The 16,186-nt window shown below is 65.6% G+C and carries 15 protein-coding genes; 3 read left to right on the top strand and 12 right to left on the bottom strand.

Annotation, left to right across the window (positions count from 1 at the left end; genetic code table 11):
• Positions 1–69 precede the first annotated feature (69 nt).
• The 4 genes from CHB88_RS21295 to CHB88_RS21280 form a co-directional block, all read right to left on the bottom strand.
• Positions 70–1,086 carry a GGDEF domain-containing protein gene (locus CHB88_RS21295; protein WP_176442591.1) on the bottom strand — a complete coding sequence of 339 codons (1,017 nt, stop codon included), beginning with the start codon at positions 1,084–1,086 and terminating at the stop codon, positions 70–72.
• Positions 1,079–1,582, bottom strand: a complete 504-nt coding sequence (locus CHB88_RS21290) for a TetR family transcriptional regulator (RefSeq protein ID WP_176442590.1) — start codon at positions 1,580–1,582, stop codon at positions 1,079–1,081. The genes CHB88_RS21295 and CHB88_RS21290 overlap by 8 nt, the downstream gene beginning before the upstream one ends.
• A gap of 211 nt (positions 1,583–1,793) precedes the next feature.
• The gene (locus CHB88_RS21285) at positions 1,794–2,240 is read right to left on the bottom strand and encodes a SixA phosphatase family protein (protein WP_089401363.1); all 447 of its coding nucleotides are present in this window, start codon (positions 2,238–2,240) and stop codon (positions 1,794–1,796) included.
• Positions 2,241–2,306: 66 nt separating this feature from the next.
• Positions 2,307–3,830 (bottom strand): CYTH and CHAD domain-containing protein, encoded by a 1,524-nt coding sequence (locus CHB88_RS21280; protein WP_089401362.1) that lies wholly within the window; start codon positions 3,828–3,830, stop codon positions 2,307–2,309.
• Positions 3,831–3,994: 164 nt separating this feature from the next.
• On the opposite strand from CHB88_RS21280, the gene ppk1 reads away from it, so the two are divergent.
• From ppk1 to CHB88_RS25280, 3 genes are all read left to right on the top strand, one after another.
• Positions 3,995–6,103, top strand: a complete 2,109-nt coding sequence (ppk1, locus tag CHB88_RS21275; RefSeq protein WP_089401361.1) for a polyphosphate kinase 1 — start codon at positions 3,995–3,997, stop codon at positions 6,101–6,103.
• 248 nt (positions 6,104–6,351) lie between these two features.
• Complete coding sequence (locus CHB88_RS21270; protein ID WP_089401360.1) at positions 6,352–7,806, top strand: Ppx/GppA phosphatase family protein; 1,455 nt, start codon at positions 6,352–6,354, stop codon at positions 7,804–7,806.
• Positions 7,807–7,869: 63 nt separating this feature from the next.
• Positions 7,870–8,328: a hypothetical protein gene (locus CHB88_RS25280; protein ID WP_176442589.1), complete on the top strand. Its 459-nt coding sequence runs from the start codon at positions 7,870–7,872 to the stop codon at positions 8,326–8,328.
• 81 nt (positions 8,329–8,409) lie between these two features.
• Here CHB88_RS25280 and CHB88_RS21260 read toward each other — a convergent pair whose 3' ends face one another.
• From CHB88_RS21260 to CHB88_RS21225, 8 genes are all read right to left on the bottom strand, one after another.
• On the bottom strand, positions 8,410–9,177 hold the full coding sequence (locus CHB88_RS21260; protein ID WP_089401359.1) for a GntR family transcriptional regulator: 768 nt from the start codon (positions 9,175–9,177) through the stop codon (positions 8,410–8,412).
• The gene (locus CHB88_RS21255; protein WP_089401358.1) at positions 9,174–9,875 is read right to left on the bottom strand and encodes a GntR family transcriptional regulator; all 702 of its coding nucleotides are present in this window, start codon (positions 9,873–9,875) and stop codon (positions 9,174–9,176) included. The genes CHB88_RS21260 and CHB88_RS21255 overlap by 4 nt, the downstream gene beginning before the upstream one ends.
• A gap of 14 nt (positions 9,876–9,889) precedes the next feature.
• Positions 9,890–10,612, bottom strand: a complete 723-nt coding sequence (locus CHB88_RS21250; protein ID WP_089401378.1) for an ABC transporter ATP-binding protein — start codon at positions 10,610–10,612, stop codon at positions 9,890–9,892.
• A complete protein-coding gene (locus CHB88_RS21245; protein ID WP_089401357.1) occupies positions 10,605–11,357 on the bottom strand; it encodes an ABC transporter ATP-binding protein in 753 nt (250 codons plus the stop codon). Before CHB88_RS21245 ends, CHB88_RS21250 begins: the two co-directional genes overlap by 8 nt.
• The gene (locus tag CHB88_RS21240; protein WP_089401356.1) at positions 11,354–12,358 is read right to left on the bottom strand and encodes a branched-chain amino acid ABC transporter permease; all 1,005 of its coding nucleotides are present in this window, start codon (positions 12,356–12,358) and stop codon (positions 11,354–11,356) included. Before CHB88_RS21240 ends, CHB88_RS21245 begins: the two co-directional genes overlap by 4 nt.
• A complete protein-coding gene (locus tag CHB88_RS21235; RefSeq protein ID WP_217900211.1) occupies positions 12,355–13,221 on the bottom strand; it encodes a branched-chain amino acid ABC transporter permease in 867 nt (288 codons plus the stop codon). The genes CHB88_RS21240 and CHB88_RS21235 overlap by 4 nt, the downstream gene beginning before the upstream one ends.
• A 169-nt stretch (positions 13,222–13,390) precedes the next feature.
• Complete coding sequence (locus tag CHB88_RS21230; RefSeq protein WP_089401354.1) at positions 13,391–14,623, bottom strand: gallate dioxygenase; 1,233 nt, start codon at positions 14,621–14,623, stop codon at positions 13,391–13,393.
• Positions 14,624–14,768: 145 nt separating this feature from the next.
• A complete protein-coding gene (locus CHB88_RS21225) occupies positions 14,769–15,950 on the bottom strand; it encodes an ABC transporter substrate-binding protein (RefSeq protein WP_089401353.1) in 1,182 nt (393 codons plus the stop codon).
• Positions 15,951–16,186 lie beyond the last annotated feature (236 nt).

Raw genomic sequence — 16,186 nt, 5'->3', positions numbered from 1 at the left:
TCTCTCCTCCTTTTTGTAGTGGAACCATGACAGCCGCGGCGCCGGCCGGCGCGCCGCAGGACGGGCTTGTCAAAAAAGCTCCACGCTGCCGCTCACTTTCTGCGGTCGCAGGCTGCCGACTTTCACCAGTTCCTCATACCGGCATACCCGATTGCGCCCGTTCTGCTTGGCGTAATACAGCGCCCGGTCGGCATCGCCCAGGATGACGACGGGGGATGCCGTGCTGATCTCGGCGTAGCCGACGCTCACCGTGACCTTGCCCACCTGCGGGAAATCCTGGGCGGCGACGGCAAGGCGGAAGCGCTCGAACGCGATCCTGGCATGCCGCGGCACGGTCGACCGCAGCAGGATGACGAACTCTTCGCCGCCGAAGCGGAAGATGCGGTCCTTCGCCCGGAAAGACCGTTTCAGGATGTTCGCGAGAAGAATCAGGACCTCGTCACCATACAGGTGGCCGTAGGTATCGTTGATGCGCTTGAAATGATCGATGTCGACCACCGCGAGCCAGTTGGATTGTACCGGGCCGGCTTCCCGTCGTTCGCTGCCTTCCGGCGCGCCCGACGCATCCTGCGGCAGGCATTCGGAAACCAGCTGGTCGAAGCGGGAATCGAAGGTTTTCCGGTTGAGCAGTCCGGTCAGGGAATCCGTCTCGCCATACTCGATCTGCGCGAGGTGATTGCGGAAGATTTGCAGCACGCCGCCGACGAGTTCGAGGTCGTCGGCTGAAAAGGGACGCGCGCGGTTGAGGCGCACGACCGTCCCGCCACCCTGCTCCGCGCGCAGGCATTGCCACAGCTGGTGCACGCCTGCCGGTCCGACGGCAAGAAGAGGCGCCGGCTCGTTCGACGCAATCAGCACGCTGATCCGGTTCGCCGGCAGCACATCGGCATCGGCGCGGCGGGCCGTACCGAGATTTGCGGATTCATGGCGTTGCAGGTGCAGGCGGTCTCCCGTTCCGATCACGTCGAACAGATCGGCTTGCTCGGCGTCGGTCAAGTCGCGGAGTGCGTCCAGCAATGCGGCAACGAGCAGGCCCCGCTCTCGGCGGCGCGTCATCCGGTCGAGATGATGCAACAGGCTATTCATCGGCGGTCTCCATCGGCGGCTCGCCGGCGTACGTCGTTGCATCCCTCAGCCTGAAGCAGAAGGCGGCCGGGCCGTCCATGCCGAGGGTCATTTCCGCGTCCATGCCGAGCCGCCTACTCTTTCGCCGCCCTGCTCGACTGCGGTGCGGACTGCGCCGGGATCGGGCGGCCGCGTCCGAGGCGGTCCCGATGGAGACGGGACGGGAGCGCTGAAAAAAGGCATTGAAGGTTCCGGCACCGCCGCGCTCGGTTTCCGTCCAGGTTGCACGCATGGCTGGGTTCTCCTGCCAGGCCCGGCTGCAGTCTGCGGCAGCGAGATTGCCCTTGCAGGGAAAATGCCGGCGGAAGACGCCATGGGTCGGGCCGGCGGCCTGCATGACGTCGGCTACCGTCACCGCGGCGATGCCTTTCGCCCGAAAGGCGGCGATGGCGGCGATAGCGGCGGCTTCGATGTCGTCGCGATGGCGTTCGGCGGTTGCGCGGTCGGACCGTGTCATGGTTGCGTCCAGGAAAATGCTTTGGATGATACAGATCATCCGAGGAATTACAAGACGCGCTTCCCTGCGAATTGGAATAACCCGGGTCGTCTATATGACAGGGGTGATGAGCAACACGAAGCGCTGCTTTTTAACGGAAGAACGACTCGCAGATTTGCGCAGTCGGCCGGCAATCCCCGCCTGTTCCAGCAACGCCGCGGCTGCCGAACCTTCAGAGCAGGCCCGGCGACATGGCGGCGACCAGCACTGCCTGCTGCGTTTCCTCGTCATGGGTGAACCACCAGATGCCGCCCTTCTTCATCGGCCACTCTTCCTCGGTGTTAGCCAGCAGCAGCGCGGCGATCTGCCCGAGCGCCGGGTTATGGCCCACCACCATGACGGTGCCGGCGCCGGCCGGCCAGTTCACCGACGTCAGGATGGACTGCGGGCTGCGTCCCTGGGCCAGGCTGTCCACCGTCTCGAAGGCCATGCCGAGCGCCTGCACCGTTTCCTGGGCCCGGCGGAACGGACTGGCGAGGATGCGCACCTCCTTCGGCAGCAGGGGCTTGATCCATGCCGCCATCTTTTCCGCCTGCTGGCGGCCCTTCTTGGTCAAGGGCCGCTCGCTGTCGGGCATGCCCGGCGCGGCATGGGCATGCCGCCACAAGATGAGATCCATTTTCGCCTCCCTGATCGCCCTGTCTGCATGCACTGCCGCGCCGGGTGCGCGGCTTCCCGTTTCCACCTAACTCCGCTCGAAGAACGGCTTCGCCTGCTTCGCCTTGCGCCACCGTTTCGCCACCCGGCGGGCATCGGCGTCGACCAGCGCGGCGAGGAAGCCGCGCACGAAGCCGGCATCGGCTGCGAGGGCGGGATCTGCGGCCTGCAACTTCGGCAGCAGGCCGGCGGCCACTGCCGCATCGTTCAACCGGCCCAACTCGTCCTGCAGGGCGGACAGGCGCCTGAGATGCGCCCGCACCCGCCGTTCCGGATACAGCGAGGCGAAGAATTCCGACGCATAGCGCAGGCGCTTGGCGGCGATGCGGAAGGCATGCCGCGCTTGCGGCGACGCTTCCTCCAGCCGCTTGCCGCGCCTGCCCATCCGCTTCCAGCTGCGCGCCAGGAGGCGGTCGGCCAGCTTGCGCAGCGGCGCGGTGGCGTCTTCCGAGGCGGCGTTATCGAGTTCCAGCAGCCAGGCGGCGAGGCTTAGCATGAGGCGCGCATAGCGCGGCGACTTGAGCGCTTCCTGCATGTCCTTCAGACAAGTGTCGCGCTGCGCAAGCGCCGCGCGCTGCAGGCGGGCGCAATCGAAGGCGTCGCCCTGGCTTGCGCCTGCCGCAGGCAGCGTCTCGTGGGCGAAGACTTCCCAGTCGCGGGCGGCGCCCAGCTGGCCCGCGATCCAGCGCAATTCCTGGTCGAGCCCGGCGGGAACCTCAACCGCATCCCGGAACAGCTTCAGGCCGGACCGCAGGCGGCGCATGCCGACGCGGGCCTGGTGCACCGCTTCCGGATGCCGGGTCTGCAGCACGAGTTCGACATTGCTCTCGATCTGGCGCAGGCAGCTGGCGGCGATGGCCTTCAGCGCCTGGCGCGCATCCTGGCGGCGCTCCAGCGCGAATTTGGCGGCCTTCACCGGCTGCGCATGCCAGCCGCCGCTCAGGGCGTAGCCGCGGTGCGCCTTGCTCAGATTTTCTATCTGCAGCGGCACGGCGTCGAGCAGCTGCAGCGCCAGGCGGAACAGCGATGCGGGATTGCCTGACTTCAGCTCCATCTCGATCTCGCAGACCGCCAGCGCGCCCTTCTCATGCTCGATCGCGCCCTGGTCCAGCGCCAGCTCGACTTCGGCGCCGTCCTCCAGGCGCAGCTGCCAGGCGGTGCGGTCGATACGGGTGGTGAACAGCGGCTTCAGCGAGGCGGCCAGTTCGGGATCGCCCAGCATGCGGCCCCAGCCGCTCTGGCGGCCGACCCTGTCGCGCAGCGCCTCCAGATCGAAGCGGTTGCCAGCCACCGGCATTTCCCATTCATGGCGCTGATGCAGTCCGGCTTCGACCTGGCCGCCGGCCTTGAAGGTCTGCAGCCAGCCGTCGCCGGTCCGGCGCAGGCGCAATGCCGCCAGGGTCCGCCACAGGTCCAGGTCGGGGGTGTCGTAATAGGTGGTTTCGAGCGCTTCGCGCACGGGCTCATGCGGCGCGTATTGGCGAAGCAACGCCAGTTCGCGGAATTTCTCGACATCGGCTGGATTGATCAATAGCTTTAATTCTATTTCCATCAATATATGGGAGCCGAAAGGAATGGATAAATAGTATAAACGATATAGTCATTTATGCCTGTTCGCGCTAAAGGCTTCGCCCCGCCGGATCGCCCGCGAGCCCGTAACATTCCTGTCACAATCAGGCAGTACCATCCGGCTTCGATCCAGAAAAGCAACAAGACATGAACGCCAAACACTTCCAGGACGCCCTCAAAACGATTCCGACCGACGCCGCCGACATGCTGAACCGGGAATTGTCGCAGCTGGCGTTCAACCGGCGCGTGCTGGCGCAGGCGGAAGATCCGGACATGCCGCTGCTGGAGCGATTGCGCTTCCTCTGCATCGTCAGCAGCAACCTCGATGAATTCTTCGAAGTGCGGGTGGCCAGCCTGATGGCGCCGAACCGGCTGGAAACGCCGAACCGCCTGCCGGCCGCGCTGGATGCGGCACTGGAGCAGGCCAGCGTCGAGTGCCACCGGCTGGTGGCGCGCCAGTATGCGGTGCTCAACGACGAAATCCTGCCGCAGCTCGGCAAGCGCAGGATCCGCCTGCTCAACGGCAAGGAGCGCAACGAGGCGCAGCGCGCCTGGGTCAAGCATTATTTCGAGACGGAGGTGCGGCCGCTGCTCACGCCGATCGGCCTCGATCCGGCCCACCCGCTGCCGCAGGTGATGAACAAGAGCCTGAACTTCATCGTCGAGCTTTCCGGCCGCGATGCCTTCGGCCGCGACAACGCGATTGCCATCGTCAAGGCGCCGCGCGTGCTGCCCCGCGTCATCCGCCTGCCCGACGAGCTGGCCGACGGCGGCATCGCGTTCTGCCTGCTCTCCTCCGTCATCCACAGCCATATCGCCGATCTGTTCAACGAGCGCGAGGTGGTGGCCTATTCCCAGTTCCGCGTTACCCGCAACAGCGACCTGTGGGTGGACGAGGAAGAGGTGAAGAACCTGCGCCAGGCGCTGGTGACGGAATTGATGAGCCGCCCCTTCGGCTTCGCGGTGCGGCTGGAAGTGTCGAAGAACTGCCCGCCGCACCTGGTGGAATTCCTGCTCAACCAGTATTCGGTGGAGCGGCGCCACCTGTTCGCCGTCGACGGGCCGGTGAACATGGTGCGGCTGCTGGAGGTGGTCAACAACGTCAAGGATCCGGAGCTGCACTTCCCCGCCTTCCTGCCGGGCCTGCCGCGCCGCTTCACCGACGGCGACATCTTCGCCCTGCTGCGCAAGAACGACCTGCTGCTGCACCATCCCTTCGAATCCTTCCAGCCGGTGGTGGAGTTCATCCGCGGGGCGGCGCGCGACCCGAACGTGCTGGCCATCAAGCAGACCATCTACCGCACCGGCATGAACTCCGACCTGATGGATGCGCTGGTGATGGCGGCCCAGCAGGGCAAGGAAGTGACGGTGGTGGTGGAGCTGATGGCGCGCTTCGACGAAGAAGCCAACATCAACTGGGCCGAGCGGCTGGAGCGCGCCGGCGCACAGGTGGTGTACGGCGTGGTCGGCCTGAAGACCCACGCCAAGCTGGCGCTGGTTCTGCGGCGCGAGAACGGCGAGCTGCGCTACTACGCCCATCTCGGCACCGGCAACTACCATCCCACCACCACCAAGTTCTACACCGACTTCGGCATGCTCACCGCCCATCCGGGCCTCACCGCCGAAGTGCATGAAGTGTTCAACCACCTCACCAGCCTGAACAAGCCGCGCAAGATGGATTACCTGTGGCTGGCGCCGTTCAGCCTGCACAAGAACCTGATCGGCGCGATTCATCATGAAGCGGCCATGGCCAAGGCCGGCAAGCGCGGCCGCATCATCGCCAAGATGAACGCGCTGCTGGATGAATCGGTGATCCGGGCGCTGTATGAAGCCTCCGGCGCCGGCGTGAAAATCGATCTGATCGTGCGCGGCGCCTGCGCGCTGCGCCCCGGCGTGCCGGGCCTGTCGGAAAACATCCGGGTGCGCTCCATCGTCGGCCGCTTCCTGGAACATACCCGCATCTTCTACTTCCGCAACGGCGAGCAGCACGACGTCTACCTCGCCAGCGCCGACTGGATGAACCGCAACCTGTTCCGCCGCATCGAAGTGGCCTTTCCGGTGCTGGACCGGGTGCTGAAGAAGCGGGTCATCGTCGAGGGACTGAACATTTACCTGAAGGACAATACCGACGCCTGGGAGCTAGGCGCCGACGGCAGCTACCGGCGCCGCAAGCCGCGCGACAAGCAGCTGCAGGTGCGGGCGCAGCGCATCCTGGCGGAAAAGCTCGGCTCGCTCAATCTCGACAAGCCGGCGTGAGCGCCGCCCGGCCGATGCGGCGACGCCGCGGGCAAGGCCTGCCCGGCTCGGCCATCGGCGCCTATCCTTTTTCCGACGAGACTACAATTTCCAGCGGGAAGCCGCCCCGAACAAGCCTGCGCTTGAACAGTCTGACAATGGCCCGTAGCCGGAGCAGGTCCGGCTGCGGTTGAAATAACTCCCCAACAGCCATGGCGCAGCCGACCCGTTCTTTCCGGGCCGGCGCTGCGCCCCTCAAAGGATGAACGATGTTTGCTGCAGTCGACCTCGGTTCCAACAGCTTCCGCCTCCACATCGGCGAGCGCGACGGCGATGCCATCCGCATCGTGAAGACGGCGCGCGATCCGATCCGCCTCGCCGCCGGCCTGGATGACAAGGGATATCTCACCGACAGCGCCATGCAGACCGCGCTGCAATCGCTGCGCGACTTCCGCAAGCTGCTCGACGGCTATCCGCTGGACGCGGTGCGGGTGGTCGCCACCAACACCCTGCGCGTGGCCGCCAATGCGCGCGAATTCCTGCCGAAGGCGGAGCAGGCCATCGGCTATCCGATCGAGGTGATTTCCGGCGAAGAGGAAGGCCGCCTGATCTACATGGGCGTGGCCGGCGCGCTGGCCCAGGCAGACGAGAAGCGGCTGGTGATCGACATCGGCGGCGGCTCCACCGAACTCATTCTCGGCGAGGGCAGCGACATCCGCCATGTCGAATCCTTCAGCATCGGCACCTTCCGCCAGGGCGCGATGTTCTTCCCGCGCGGCGCCATCGACGCCCGGTCCTTCGATGCGGCGGTGCTCTCCGCCCGCTCCACCTTCGAGGATGCGGCGCCGATGTACCATCCCCAGCTCTGGCGCAATGCCTACGGCTCCTCCGGAACGATACGGGCGATCAGCGACGTCATCCAGAAGAACGGGCTCGGCGACGGCACCATGTCGCTGCCCAGCCTGCTGGCGCTGCGCGACAAGCTGATCGAGGCCGGGCACGTGGATGCCTTCACCCTGCCCGGCATCAAGCCGGAGCGGGTCATCGTCATGGTTGGCGGCCTGTCGGTGCTGATCGGCATCATGCAGCAGATCGGCGTCACCGGCATGAAGGCCGTCAATGCCGGGCTGCGCATGGGCGTGCTGTGGGACCTGCAGCTGCGCGGCACCAAGCGCGACCGGCGCGAGCGGTCGGTGCGCGAATTCATGCACTGCTTCCATGTCGACGAAGGCCGCGCCGCCCGCGTCGCCGGCATCGCCGCCATGCTCTACAACCAGCTCAAGCCCGACAGCGGCACCTACGTGCGCTACCTGTACTGGGGCGGACTGCTGCACGAGGCCGGCATGGTGATTTCCCATACCGGCTTTCACAAGCATTCGGCCTACATCGTCGAGCACGCCGACCTGCCCGGCTTCACCAACCGCGAGCAGGAAACCATGGCCCAGCTCATCCTCGGGCAGAAGGGCAACCTGCGCAAGGTGCGGGGGTTGCTGGCCGAACCGGATTTGGCCAAGGCATTGCTGGCGCTGCGGCTGGCGACCATGTTCCTGCATTCGAACATCGAGTCGGACGCCGGCGACATGAAGGTGAGGATGAAGAGCCGGATCGAGATCGATATCGAGCGGCAATGGCTGGACCGCCATCCGACGCTGTCGTTCTGGCTGCAGAAGGAAAGGGATGCCTGGGACGAGGTCGGCGTTTCCCTGACGGTTAGGCTGACTTGAGGCTGAGCAGTGTTGCCATCCCAATAATCATTTATACTATTTATATTGATTAAAGGGAAAACCATGTCCAAGACTTCCTCCAAGACCGACAAAGTGAAAGCGGCCAAGAAGAAACCCGTTGCCGAGCTGACCGCCGTGGCGCTGGCTGCGGAAATGCCGGAACCGGTGGCCGCGCCGGTGGTGGTGCCCGCCGAACCAGCCGAACCAGACGCGCCAGCCGCACCCGCTGCCGAGGCGCAGGAGCAGCAAGCCGATGCAACCCAAGAGCACGAGCAAGTGGCAGAAAAATCCAAGCCGCCCAAGGTCAAGCTGGTGCGCGACAGCTTCACCATGCCGGAAGACGAATACCGGGTGCTCGGCGACGTCAAGAAGGCTTGCCTCGCCGCCGGCTACGAGGTGAAGAAGAGCGAACTGCTGCGCGTCGGCGTGGCGCTGATCCGCCAGATGGACATCGACAAGCTCAAGGAAATCCACGCCACGCTGCCGGCGCTGAAGGCGGGCCGGCCGAAGAAGCACAAGTAAGCCATTCCGATTGCGTGGCGCCGGTTCGGCGGTACGCGAAAGACACGCTGGCCGCCCCGCCATCGGTCCGCTGCGCCGCGCTTAGGCGGCCACGCCGCCATCGAGCGCTTCCCTCAGGCTGCCGCCCCGCCCATTGGCGTTTGCAAGCGGTTCAAGCATCGCCGCCTCGCCGGACCCCATCACCAGCCTGACGTTTTCCACCGCCAGATAGGCATGCTCGCGCATCAGCGCTTCCGCCCGCGCCGCCTGTCCGGCGACCAGCGCCTGGTACAGGTTGAGATGCTGCGACTGGGCCTGGCTGAGCAGGTCGAATTGCCGCTGCCTGGTATCGGCGCCGTCGATGTCGATGGCGATGGCGCCGGCCGAGGCGAAGGGCAAATGGTCATTGATGGCGAGCGCATTGCTGACCGCCTTGATCCCGGCCGCGCCGACGAGCGCATCGTGAAAGCCGGTATTCAGCTCGGCAAACGCCTGCCGGTCGCTTTGCGTGAGGTAGCCCTTGGCCAGCAATGCCCGCCCCGCTTCCAGCGACGCTTCCAGGCATTGCCGGGTGGCGGCATCCATGCCCCGGGCAGCCACCGTGCGCGCCGCCAGTCCCTCCAGCGCGCCGCGCACCTCGATGGCATGCAGCATGTCGCGGTAGGAGAATTCGCGCACCGCGTAGCCGCGCGCGCCGTGGCTGATCGCCAGGCCCTCGTTTTCCAGGATCTGGATCGCCCGCCGCACCGGCGTGCGCGACACGCCCAGCGCCTGCGCCAGGCTGGTCTCGATCAGGCGCTGCCCCGGCCCGAGCGTGCCGTTGAGGATCAGCTCGCGCAGCCGGTGGACGATGGCTTCCTGCTGGCTCACGGGGACCCCTCCGGCTGCAGGGCGTCGGCGCCGCTCAACTCCAGGCTGTCGCGCGACACGTTGGCATGCTCGCGCATCAGGGCTTCCGCCCGTCCCGCCTCGCCGTCGAGGATGGCGCCGACGATCGCATGGTGCTGCATGTGGGCGTAGTTGAGGATGCGGTACTGGTGGCCGAGATCGGCGCGCCGGAAGGCGAAGGAACCGGCGTGGGCGAAGGGGATGCTGCCGTTGATGGCGAGGATGTGGCCGAGCGGATGATTGCGGGAAGCTTCGACGATCAGCCGGTGGAAGCCGGCATTCATCGCCGCATAGCGTTCCAGGTCGCCCTCCTCCAGCCAGCCCTTGGCGAAGATGGCGTCGCCTTCTTCGAGGCAGCTGCGCAGGTCCTGGCGCAGCGCATCGCCGGCGCCCTGTTCCGCCAGCATGCGCGCCGCCAGGCCTTCCAGCACGCCGCGCACTTCGATCGCGCCGCGCACGTCGTCGGCGCTGAAGCGGCTGACCACGTAGCCGCGCTTGTTGTCCAGCCGGGTGAGCAAGCCTTCCTGCTCCAGCACCGTGAGCGCATAGCGCACCGGCGTGCGCGACAGCTGCAGCTGGTCGGCGACGGCGGTCTCGGTGACGCGGCAGCCGGCCGGCAATCCGCCGTTGAGTATCATTTCGCGCAGCCGGATGACGGACTGTTCCTGTTGCGTCGCCATGATGTCGGAGGAACCTAGGCGGTGGCCGAGAGGTCGCTCTGCGCCAGGCCGAGCAGCGAACTCATGCGCGCCTCGTCCGCCAGGAAAGCCTCGCTGCTGCCCTGGTGCACGATGCGGCCGCGGTCCAGCACCACCACGTTGTCGGTGACCTCCAGCGCCAGGTGCGCATGCTGCTCCACCAGGATCAGGGTGAGGCCGGAGGCCTTGAGCGCCTTGATGGAATCCAGCAGCACATCCATGATGATAGGCGACAGGCCTTCCAGCGGCTCGTCCAGCAGCAGCAGGCTGGGATTGCCGACCAGCGCCCGGCCCATGGCCAGCATCTGCTGCTCGCCGCCGGAGAGCTGGTTGCCGAAATTGCCGCGCCGTTCCTGCAGGCGCGGGAAAAGATTGAAGACTTCCTGCACGTTCCACGGTCCCGGGCGCTGCGCCACGCGCAAGTTCTGCTCCACCGTCAGCGACGGAAAGATCTCGCGCTCCTGCGGCACGAAGCCGAGGCCGGCCTGGTTGCGCTGGTAAGCGCTCAAGGGCCGCAGGTCGGTGCCGCCGAGGCGGATCGATCCTTCGAAGACATTGGTCAGGCCCATGAGGGTGGCGAGCAGCGTGGTCTTGCCCACGCCGTTGCGGCCCAGCAGGGCCATGCATTCGCCCCTGTCGATGGCGAGCGACAGGCCGTCGATCACCACCGCATCCTTGTAGCCGGCGCGCAGGCCGTCGATGGTCAGCAATTTATCCATGATGGCGTCGTCCCAGATAGACATCCCTTACCCGCTGGTCGCCGCGGATCTCCGCCGGCGTGCCTTCGGTGAGCACCGCTCCTTCCACCAGCACCGTGATCTTCTTCGCGAAGCGGAACACCAGGTTCATGTCATGCTCGATGAAGACGATGGAGATGTCCTGCGGCAGCCGTTCCAGCAGATCGAGGATCATGCCGCTCTCGCCGTTCGGGATGCCGGCCGCCGGCTCATCCAGCAGCAGCACCTGCGGCTTCAGCGCCAGGGCGATGGCAATCTCCACCAGGCGGCGCTGGCCGTAGGCGAGATCGGAAATCTTCTTGTCCGCCAGCGGCAGCAGATGCAGCTCATCGAGCAGCTTCGCCACCTCCGTCACCACCTCGGCGCTGTGGCTGGTCTTGCCCCAGGGCAGCCAGCTCTTGCCGAGGCGCTGCGCCGTCGGAATGGCGAGGTTCTCCGCCACCGTGAGGGCATTGAACAGCGTATTGATCTGGAACGTGCGCACCAGTCCGTTGCCGACCCGGCGCTGGGGCGACACGCCGGTGATTTCCTTGCCGTTGAGCAGAATCGCGCCTTCGCTCGGCTTGAGCATGCCGGTGCACAGGTTGACGAAAGTGGTCTTGCCGGCGCCGTTGGGACCGATCAGCGCATGGCGCGCGCCCTGCTCCACCTTCAGGTCCACGTTCCTGGTGACCTGGATGGCGCCGAAGCGCTTGCACAGGCCGCGGGTTTCGAGAGCGTAGGTCATTGGCCGGCTCCTTCGCGCTTGCCGAACACCCGCATCCAGGGCTTGTCGCCGAGCGACATCAGGCCGCCGGGCGCGAAGCGCACCAGCAGGATCAGCGCCAGGCCGACGAAGAACATCCAGTGGAAGGGATTGATCGCCGCCGCCCTGTCCAGCATCAGCATGTAGAGAGGGATGCCGATGAAGGCGCCGTACAGCCGGCCGACGCCGCCGATGATCAGCATGATCAGGATGTCGCCGGAAAGCTGGAAGGTGAGGCGGTCCAGGCTCACCGTCTTGGTGATCTGGGCGCTCAGGCCGCCCGCGATGCCGGCCAGCGCGGCCGACAGGGTATAGGCGGCCACCAGCCGCAGGTGCACCGAAGCGCCCACCAGGTGCATGCGCTTGGCGTTCTCGCGGATGCCGCGGATCGACAGGCCGAAGGGCGAGTTGGCCACCACCCGCACGATGAGGAAGGTGAGGAACACCATGCCCAGCGCGTAGAGATAAGCTGTCTTGCCGAACAGGTCGAACTGGAACACGCCGAACAGCGGCGCCGGGCTCATGCCGGACAGGCCGTCGGCGCCGCCGGTAACGCTGGTCCAGGCATTGGCGACTTCATGCAGCAGCACGGTGACCACCATGGTCAGCATCAGCAGCGCCAGGCCATGCGTGCGCAGCAGCAGCCAGCCGGACAGCAGGCCGACCACCGCCGCAGCCGCCGACGCCACCACCAGGCCGGTGAAGGGCTCCGGCGACACGTTGAGCGCATACCAGCCGGCGGCATAGGCGCCGACGCCGAAGAAGGCGGCATGGCCGAGGGTATTGATGCCGGCGAAGCCCAGCGCCAGGTCGAGCGAGAGGCCGAAGATCACCATGATCAGGATCTGGGCGCCGAGGGAAAGATAGGTGTCGAAGGTGAAGAACACCGCCATCGCCACCACCCAGGGCAGCACGTCCATGATGCCGAGCCGGTAGTGCGGCAGCGAGCCTGCGGGCAGGACGTTTTTGATATCGAGTTTCATGCCGGCCTCCCGAAGAGTCCATGCGGACGGATGAGCAAGAGCATAAGCGTGGCGAGATAGATGACGATGCCGCCGCCGGACGGCAGGTAGTAGCGGCCGAGGGTGTCGACCATGCCGAGCAGCAGCGAGGCGAGCAGGGTGCCCTTGATGCTGCCGAGGCCGCCCACCGACACCACGATCAGCACCAGCACCAGGTAGTGCAGCGCATAGAACGGCTCCAGCGGGAAGATGTCGGAGCCGAGCGCGCCGCCGAGGCCGGCGAAACCGCAGCCGATGGCGAAGGTAACGGCGAACATGGCCTTGACGTTGATGCCAATGCAGCCGGCCATCCTGGCGTTGTCCACCGCGGCGCGCAGCTTGGCGCCGGCTTCGGTCTTCTCCAGCGCCAGCCAGATCGCCACGCCGCAGGCGGCGCTGACGACGATCAGGAACAGCCGGTACACCGGCAGGCCGAAGGAACCGATCTGCGTGGTGCCGCGCAGCGCACCGGGAACAGGAATGTTCTGGATGGAGGAGCCGAAGAAGGCGTTGGCGCTGGCGATCATCACGAAGGTCAGGCCGATGGTCATCAGCACCTGGCCCAGCTCGCTCTGGGCATACACCCAGGAGTACACGGTGCGCTCCAGCACCGCGCCGATGGCCATGGTGCCGAGCACCGCCAGCGGCACGGCGGCGGCGAAGGGCAGTCCGGCGACGGCGATCAGCGCATAGGTGAGATAGCCGCCGATCATCGCGAAGCCGCAATGCGCGAGGTTGACTACCCGCATCACGCCCATGGTGATGGACAGGCCGACCGAGATCAGGAACAGGATCATGCCGAAGGCGACGCCGTCGAACAGCACCGTCAGCAGGGAGGCGAACATGCTAGCGATCATGGCGGGCTCGCTTCGCGGAAGGCAGGGTGGGAAGTGCGCGGCGCGAGAGGCGGCCGGACCGCGCGCGGGTCGATGGCATGGATGTCTCCTGATCGTTATGCGTTTGTTGCTCGGTGCAATGTTCCCGGCGCACCGCGCCGGGAAGCGGAGGCAAGACTCAGGCCGATTCCGGCACTCTGCGGGTCTTGAGGAATTCCTCCAGGGTCTCGCCGCGCATCCTGGCGTACACCTCCAGGTTGGACATGCGCTGCACCCGGGCAAACTTCTCCAGCACGAAAAAGCTGACGCCGTATTTCACCAGGCCGAGCCAGTCCTTATTGCGCACCAGCTGCCGTTCTTCCTCGGTGAGCTTCAGCTCATCGAAGGCGGCTTCGAGGTCGCGCATGACCAGTTCGCGGAAGGCCGGCTCCCGGTGGCGCCAGAAGAAACGGTTCAGGTTGAGCGCCTTGACGCTGTGCGGCACGTCGAAGGCATAGGTGCCTTCGATCTCCTCCACGCCGGCCAGCTCGCTGTTGGAAATCGTTTTCACCGGCGCCGGCGGCGGACCGCTTGCCTCGTCCTGCTCATAGATCGCCACCGCCATGTTGGTGGTGGTGGCAAGGTAATGGTTCTGGTGCACGCAATTGATCTTGTTGGTGAGCGCGCCGCGCATCGCCATCCACATGATGACCTCGGCGCTCTCGGCGCCGCCGCGCCTGATCAGCTCGGCATGCGTCATGTTCATCAGGGCTTCCGGCTTTTCGACGAACAGGCGCAGGAATTCCTCATCCCAGTCGGTGTCGTTGAAGCCGGTGCGCTCGCCATGGATCTGGTGCGACAGGCCGCCGGTGCCGACGATCACCACCGTCAAATCTTCCGGATAGGATTCGACCGCGCGCCGCACCGCCTGGCCGAGCTTGAAGCAGCGCCGGGCCGTGGGCAGCGGATGCTGCAGCACGTTGATGGCGATCGGCAGGATGGCGCCGGGCCAGGTGGGTTCGTGCGGCCACATCAGCCCGAGCGGTGAATTGCAGCCGTGGTCGAGGTCGCGGTCCTGGAACACCGCCATGTCGAATTCGTCGTTGACGAGGCAATCGGTGACGTGGGCCGCGAGTTTCGCATGGCCCTTGACGCCCGGCAGCGGACGGCGGCCGGCGCCTTCGTCGGCCATCTCGAACTCGGGCGACACGCCGATGGAGAATGTCGGATAGCAATCGAAGAAGAAGCTGTTGGCATGGTCGTTGTAGAAGAACAGCAGCACGTCCGGCTTCTTCTCTTCCAGCCACTTCGCCACCGGCTTGTAGCCTTCGAACAGCGGCGCCCACGCGGGATCGTTCTGCCGCTTCTTGTCGTAGGCCAGGCCGATGGTCGGCACGTGGGAGGTGCCGATGCCCCCGATGATTCTTGCCATGTCTTCCTCTTCGATAATGCGTGGCGCCGGGCCGGTGTTCGGGCGGCGGCGGCCGGTTGCTGTTCGCGTGACCCGATGTGCCCCGGCCACGCGTCAGGCGGCGTCCATGCCGGCGCTTGCATCCGGCATGGGCACGCGCCCGGTGTTACTCCACCTTGGTGCCCGGGTCCTTGATCGCGTTGTAGGTCTTGAACGGCTTGTTGACGTAGGCGCCGTTCACCTTCTCCACCTTGCGGATGTAGATGTTCTGGATCAGGTCGCGGGTCTGCGGATCGACGGTGACCGGGCCGCGCGGGCTTTCCCAGGAGAAGCCCTTGATCGCTGCCATCGCCTTGTCGCCATCCTGCTTGCCGTCGGTCGCCTTGATCATCTGGAAGATCATGCTCATGCCATCCCAGGCGGAAATCGAGGCCACGTTGGGGATGCGGTCCTGGCCGTACTTCTGCTTCAGCGCGTTGACGAACTGCTGGTTGGCGGGCGTGGTGCTGGCCGGCGAGTAATGCAGCGCGGTGATGATGCCGGCGGCGGCGTCGCCATAGCCGGGCAGTTCGCTTTCCTCGGTCTCGGCGGTGGCTTGCAGCTTGATGCCTGCCTTGTCCAGGCCGCGCTCGACGTAGGCCTTGATGAAGGCGACCGAAGATGGGCCGACCGGCATGAACATGTACAGATACTCCGGGTTGGCTTCCTTGATCTTCTGCATGTAGGTGGAGAAGTCGGTGGTGTTGAGCGGAATCTTCAGCTCGCCGACGATGGTGCCGCCCGCATCGGTAAAGGACTTCTTGTAGGAGGCGATGGCGTCGTGGCCGGGCGCGTAGTCCGCCGCCGCCAGGAACACCTTCTTGCCGCCCTGCTCCGCCGTCCACTTCGCCAGCGGCGTGGCCACCATCCACTGGGTATAGCCGGAACGCAGCAGGTAGGGCGACTTGGCCAGGATGCCGGAAGTGCCGGCGTTATTGATCACGATGGGCACCTTGGCCTGCGTCGCGACGTCGGCCACGGCGAGCGACGTCGGCGTGAATTCGAGGCCGGCGATGTATTGCACCTTGTCACGTACCACCAGCTCTTCAGCCAGCTGGCGCGCGCGTGCCGGGTTGTTGCCGCCGACGTCCTTGTAAATGACCTTCACGGTGTGGTTGCCGACCTTGCCGTTCTGCTGGGCGACATAGGCATCGGTGGCTTCCTGGATATGCTTGCCCCAGGTGCTGTACGGGCCGCTGAACGAGGCGATCACGCCTACGCGGATCTCGTCTGCCTGGGCGGCACCCATTGCCGCCGCAAACATCATTCCGGCCACGGGCACGGCCGCCTTCATGAACTTGAACGCCATTGTCTCTCTCCTCTGTCTTTATCGAACGGATGCGGTCGGCACCCCCGCAATTCATCTCCGGCGCTTGTCGCGGACGATGGAATTGCAGTCATTATGCGCCGGGCGATTTGGGTTTTGTATCCAATCGTGGCCATTAAGGCATCAAAAAAGCTTATCGGTCCATCTGCTCGGGACCAACGTCGAACGGAACATGCATCATTCTCAAGATCGGTTCGAAAAAGCGTTTCTTCTTTGGT

Origin of the sequence: Noviherbaspirillum humi (assembly GCF_900188095.1) — a bacterium.
Lineage (GTDB): Bacteria > Pseudomonadota > Gammaproteobacteria > Burkholderiales > Burkholderiaceae_D > Noviherbaspirillum > Noviherbaspirillum humi.
Note: the sequence above shows the minus strand (reverse complement) of the source record. Positions and strands in the feature narration are given on the sequence as shown.

Excerpts from the sequence above, each read along its gene's own strand:
- CHB88_RS21295 (WP_176442591.1), bottom strand. The coding sequence starts at position 1,086 with ATGAATAGCCTGTTGCATCATCTCGACCGGATGACGCGCCGCCGAGAG.
- CHB88_RS21290 (WP_176442590.1), bottom strand. The coding sequence starts at position 1,582 with ATGACACGGTCCGACCGCGCAACCGCCGAACGCCATCGCGACGACATC.
- CHB88_RS21285 (WP_089401363.1), bottom strand. The coding sequence starts at position 2,240 with ATGGATCTCATCTTGTGGCGGCATGCCCATGCCGCGCCGGGCATGCCC.
- CHB88_RS21280 (WP_089401362.1), bottom strand. The coding sequence starts at position 3,830 with ATGGAAATAGAATTAAAGCTATTGATCAATCCAGCCGATGTCGAGAAA.
- ppk1 (WP_089401361.1), top strand. The coding sequence starts at position 3,995 with ATGAACGCCAAACACTTCCAGGACGCCCTCAAAACGATTCCGACCGAC.
- CHB88_RS21270 (WP_089401360.1), top strand. The coding sequence starts at position 6,352 with ATGTTTGCTGCAGTCGACCTCGGTTCCAACAGCTTCCGCCTCCACATC.
- CHB88_RS25280 (WP_176442589.1), top strand. The coding sequence starts at position 7,870 with ATGTCCAAGACTTCCTCCAAGACCGACAAAGTGAAAGCGGCCAAGAAG.
- CHB88_RS21255 (WP_089401358.1), bottom strand. The coding sequence starts at position 9,875 with ATGGCGACGCAACAGGAACAGTCCGTCATCCGGCTGCGCGAAATGATA.
- CHB88_RS21250 (WP_089401378.1), bottom strand. The coding sequence starts at position 10,612 with ATGGATAAATTGCTGACCATCGACGGCCTGCGCGCCGGCTACAAGGAT.
- CHB88_RS21245 (WP_089401357.1), bottom strand. The coding sequence starts at position 11,357 with ATGACCTACGCTCTCGAAACCCGCGGCCTGTGCAAGCGCTTCGGCGCC.
- CHB88_RS21240 (WP_089401356.1), bottom strand. The coding sequence starts at position 12,358 with ATGAAACTCGATATCAAAAACGTCCTGCCCGCAGGCTCGCTGCCGCAC.
- CHB88_RS21235 (WP_217900211.1), bottom strand. The coding sequence starts at position 13,221 with ATGTTCGCCTCCCTGCTGACGGTGCTGTTCGACGGCGTCGCCTTCGGC.
- CHB88_RS21230 (WP_089401354.1), bottom strand. The coding sequence starts at position 14,623 with ATGGCAAGAATCATCGGGGGCATCGGCACCTCCCACGTGCCGACCATC.
- CHB88_RS21225 (WP_089401353.1), bottom strand. The coding sequence starts at position 15,950 with ATGGCGTTCAAGTTCATGAAGGCGGCCGTGCCCGTGGCCGGAATGATG.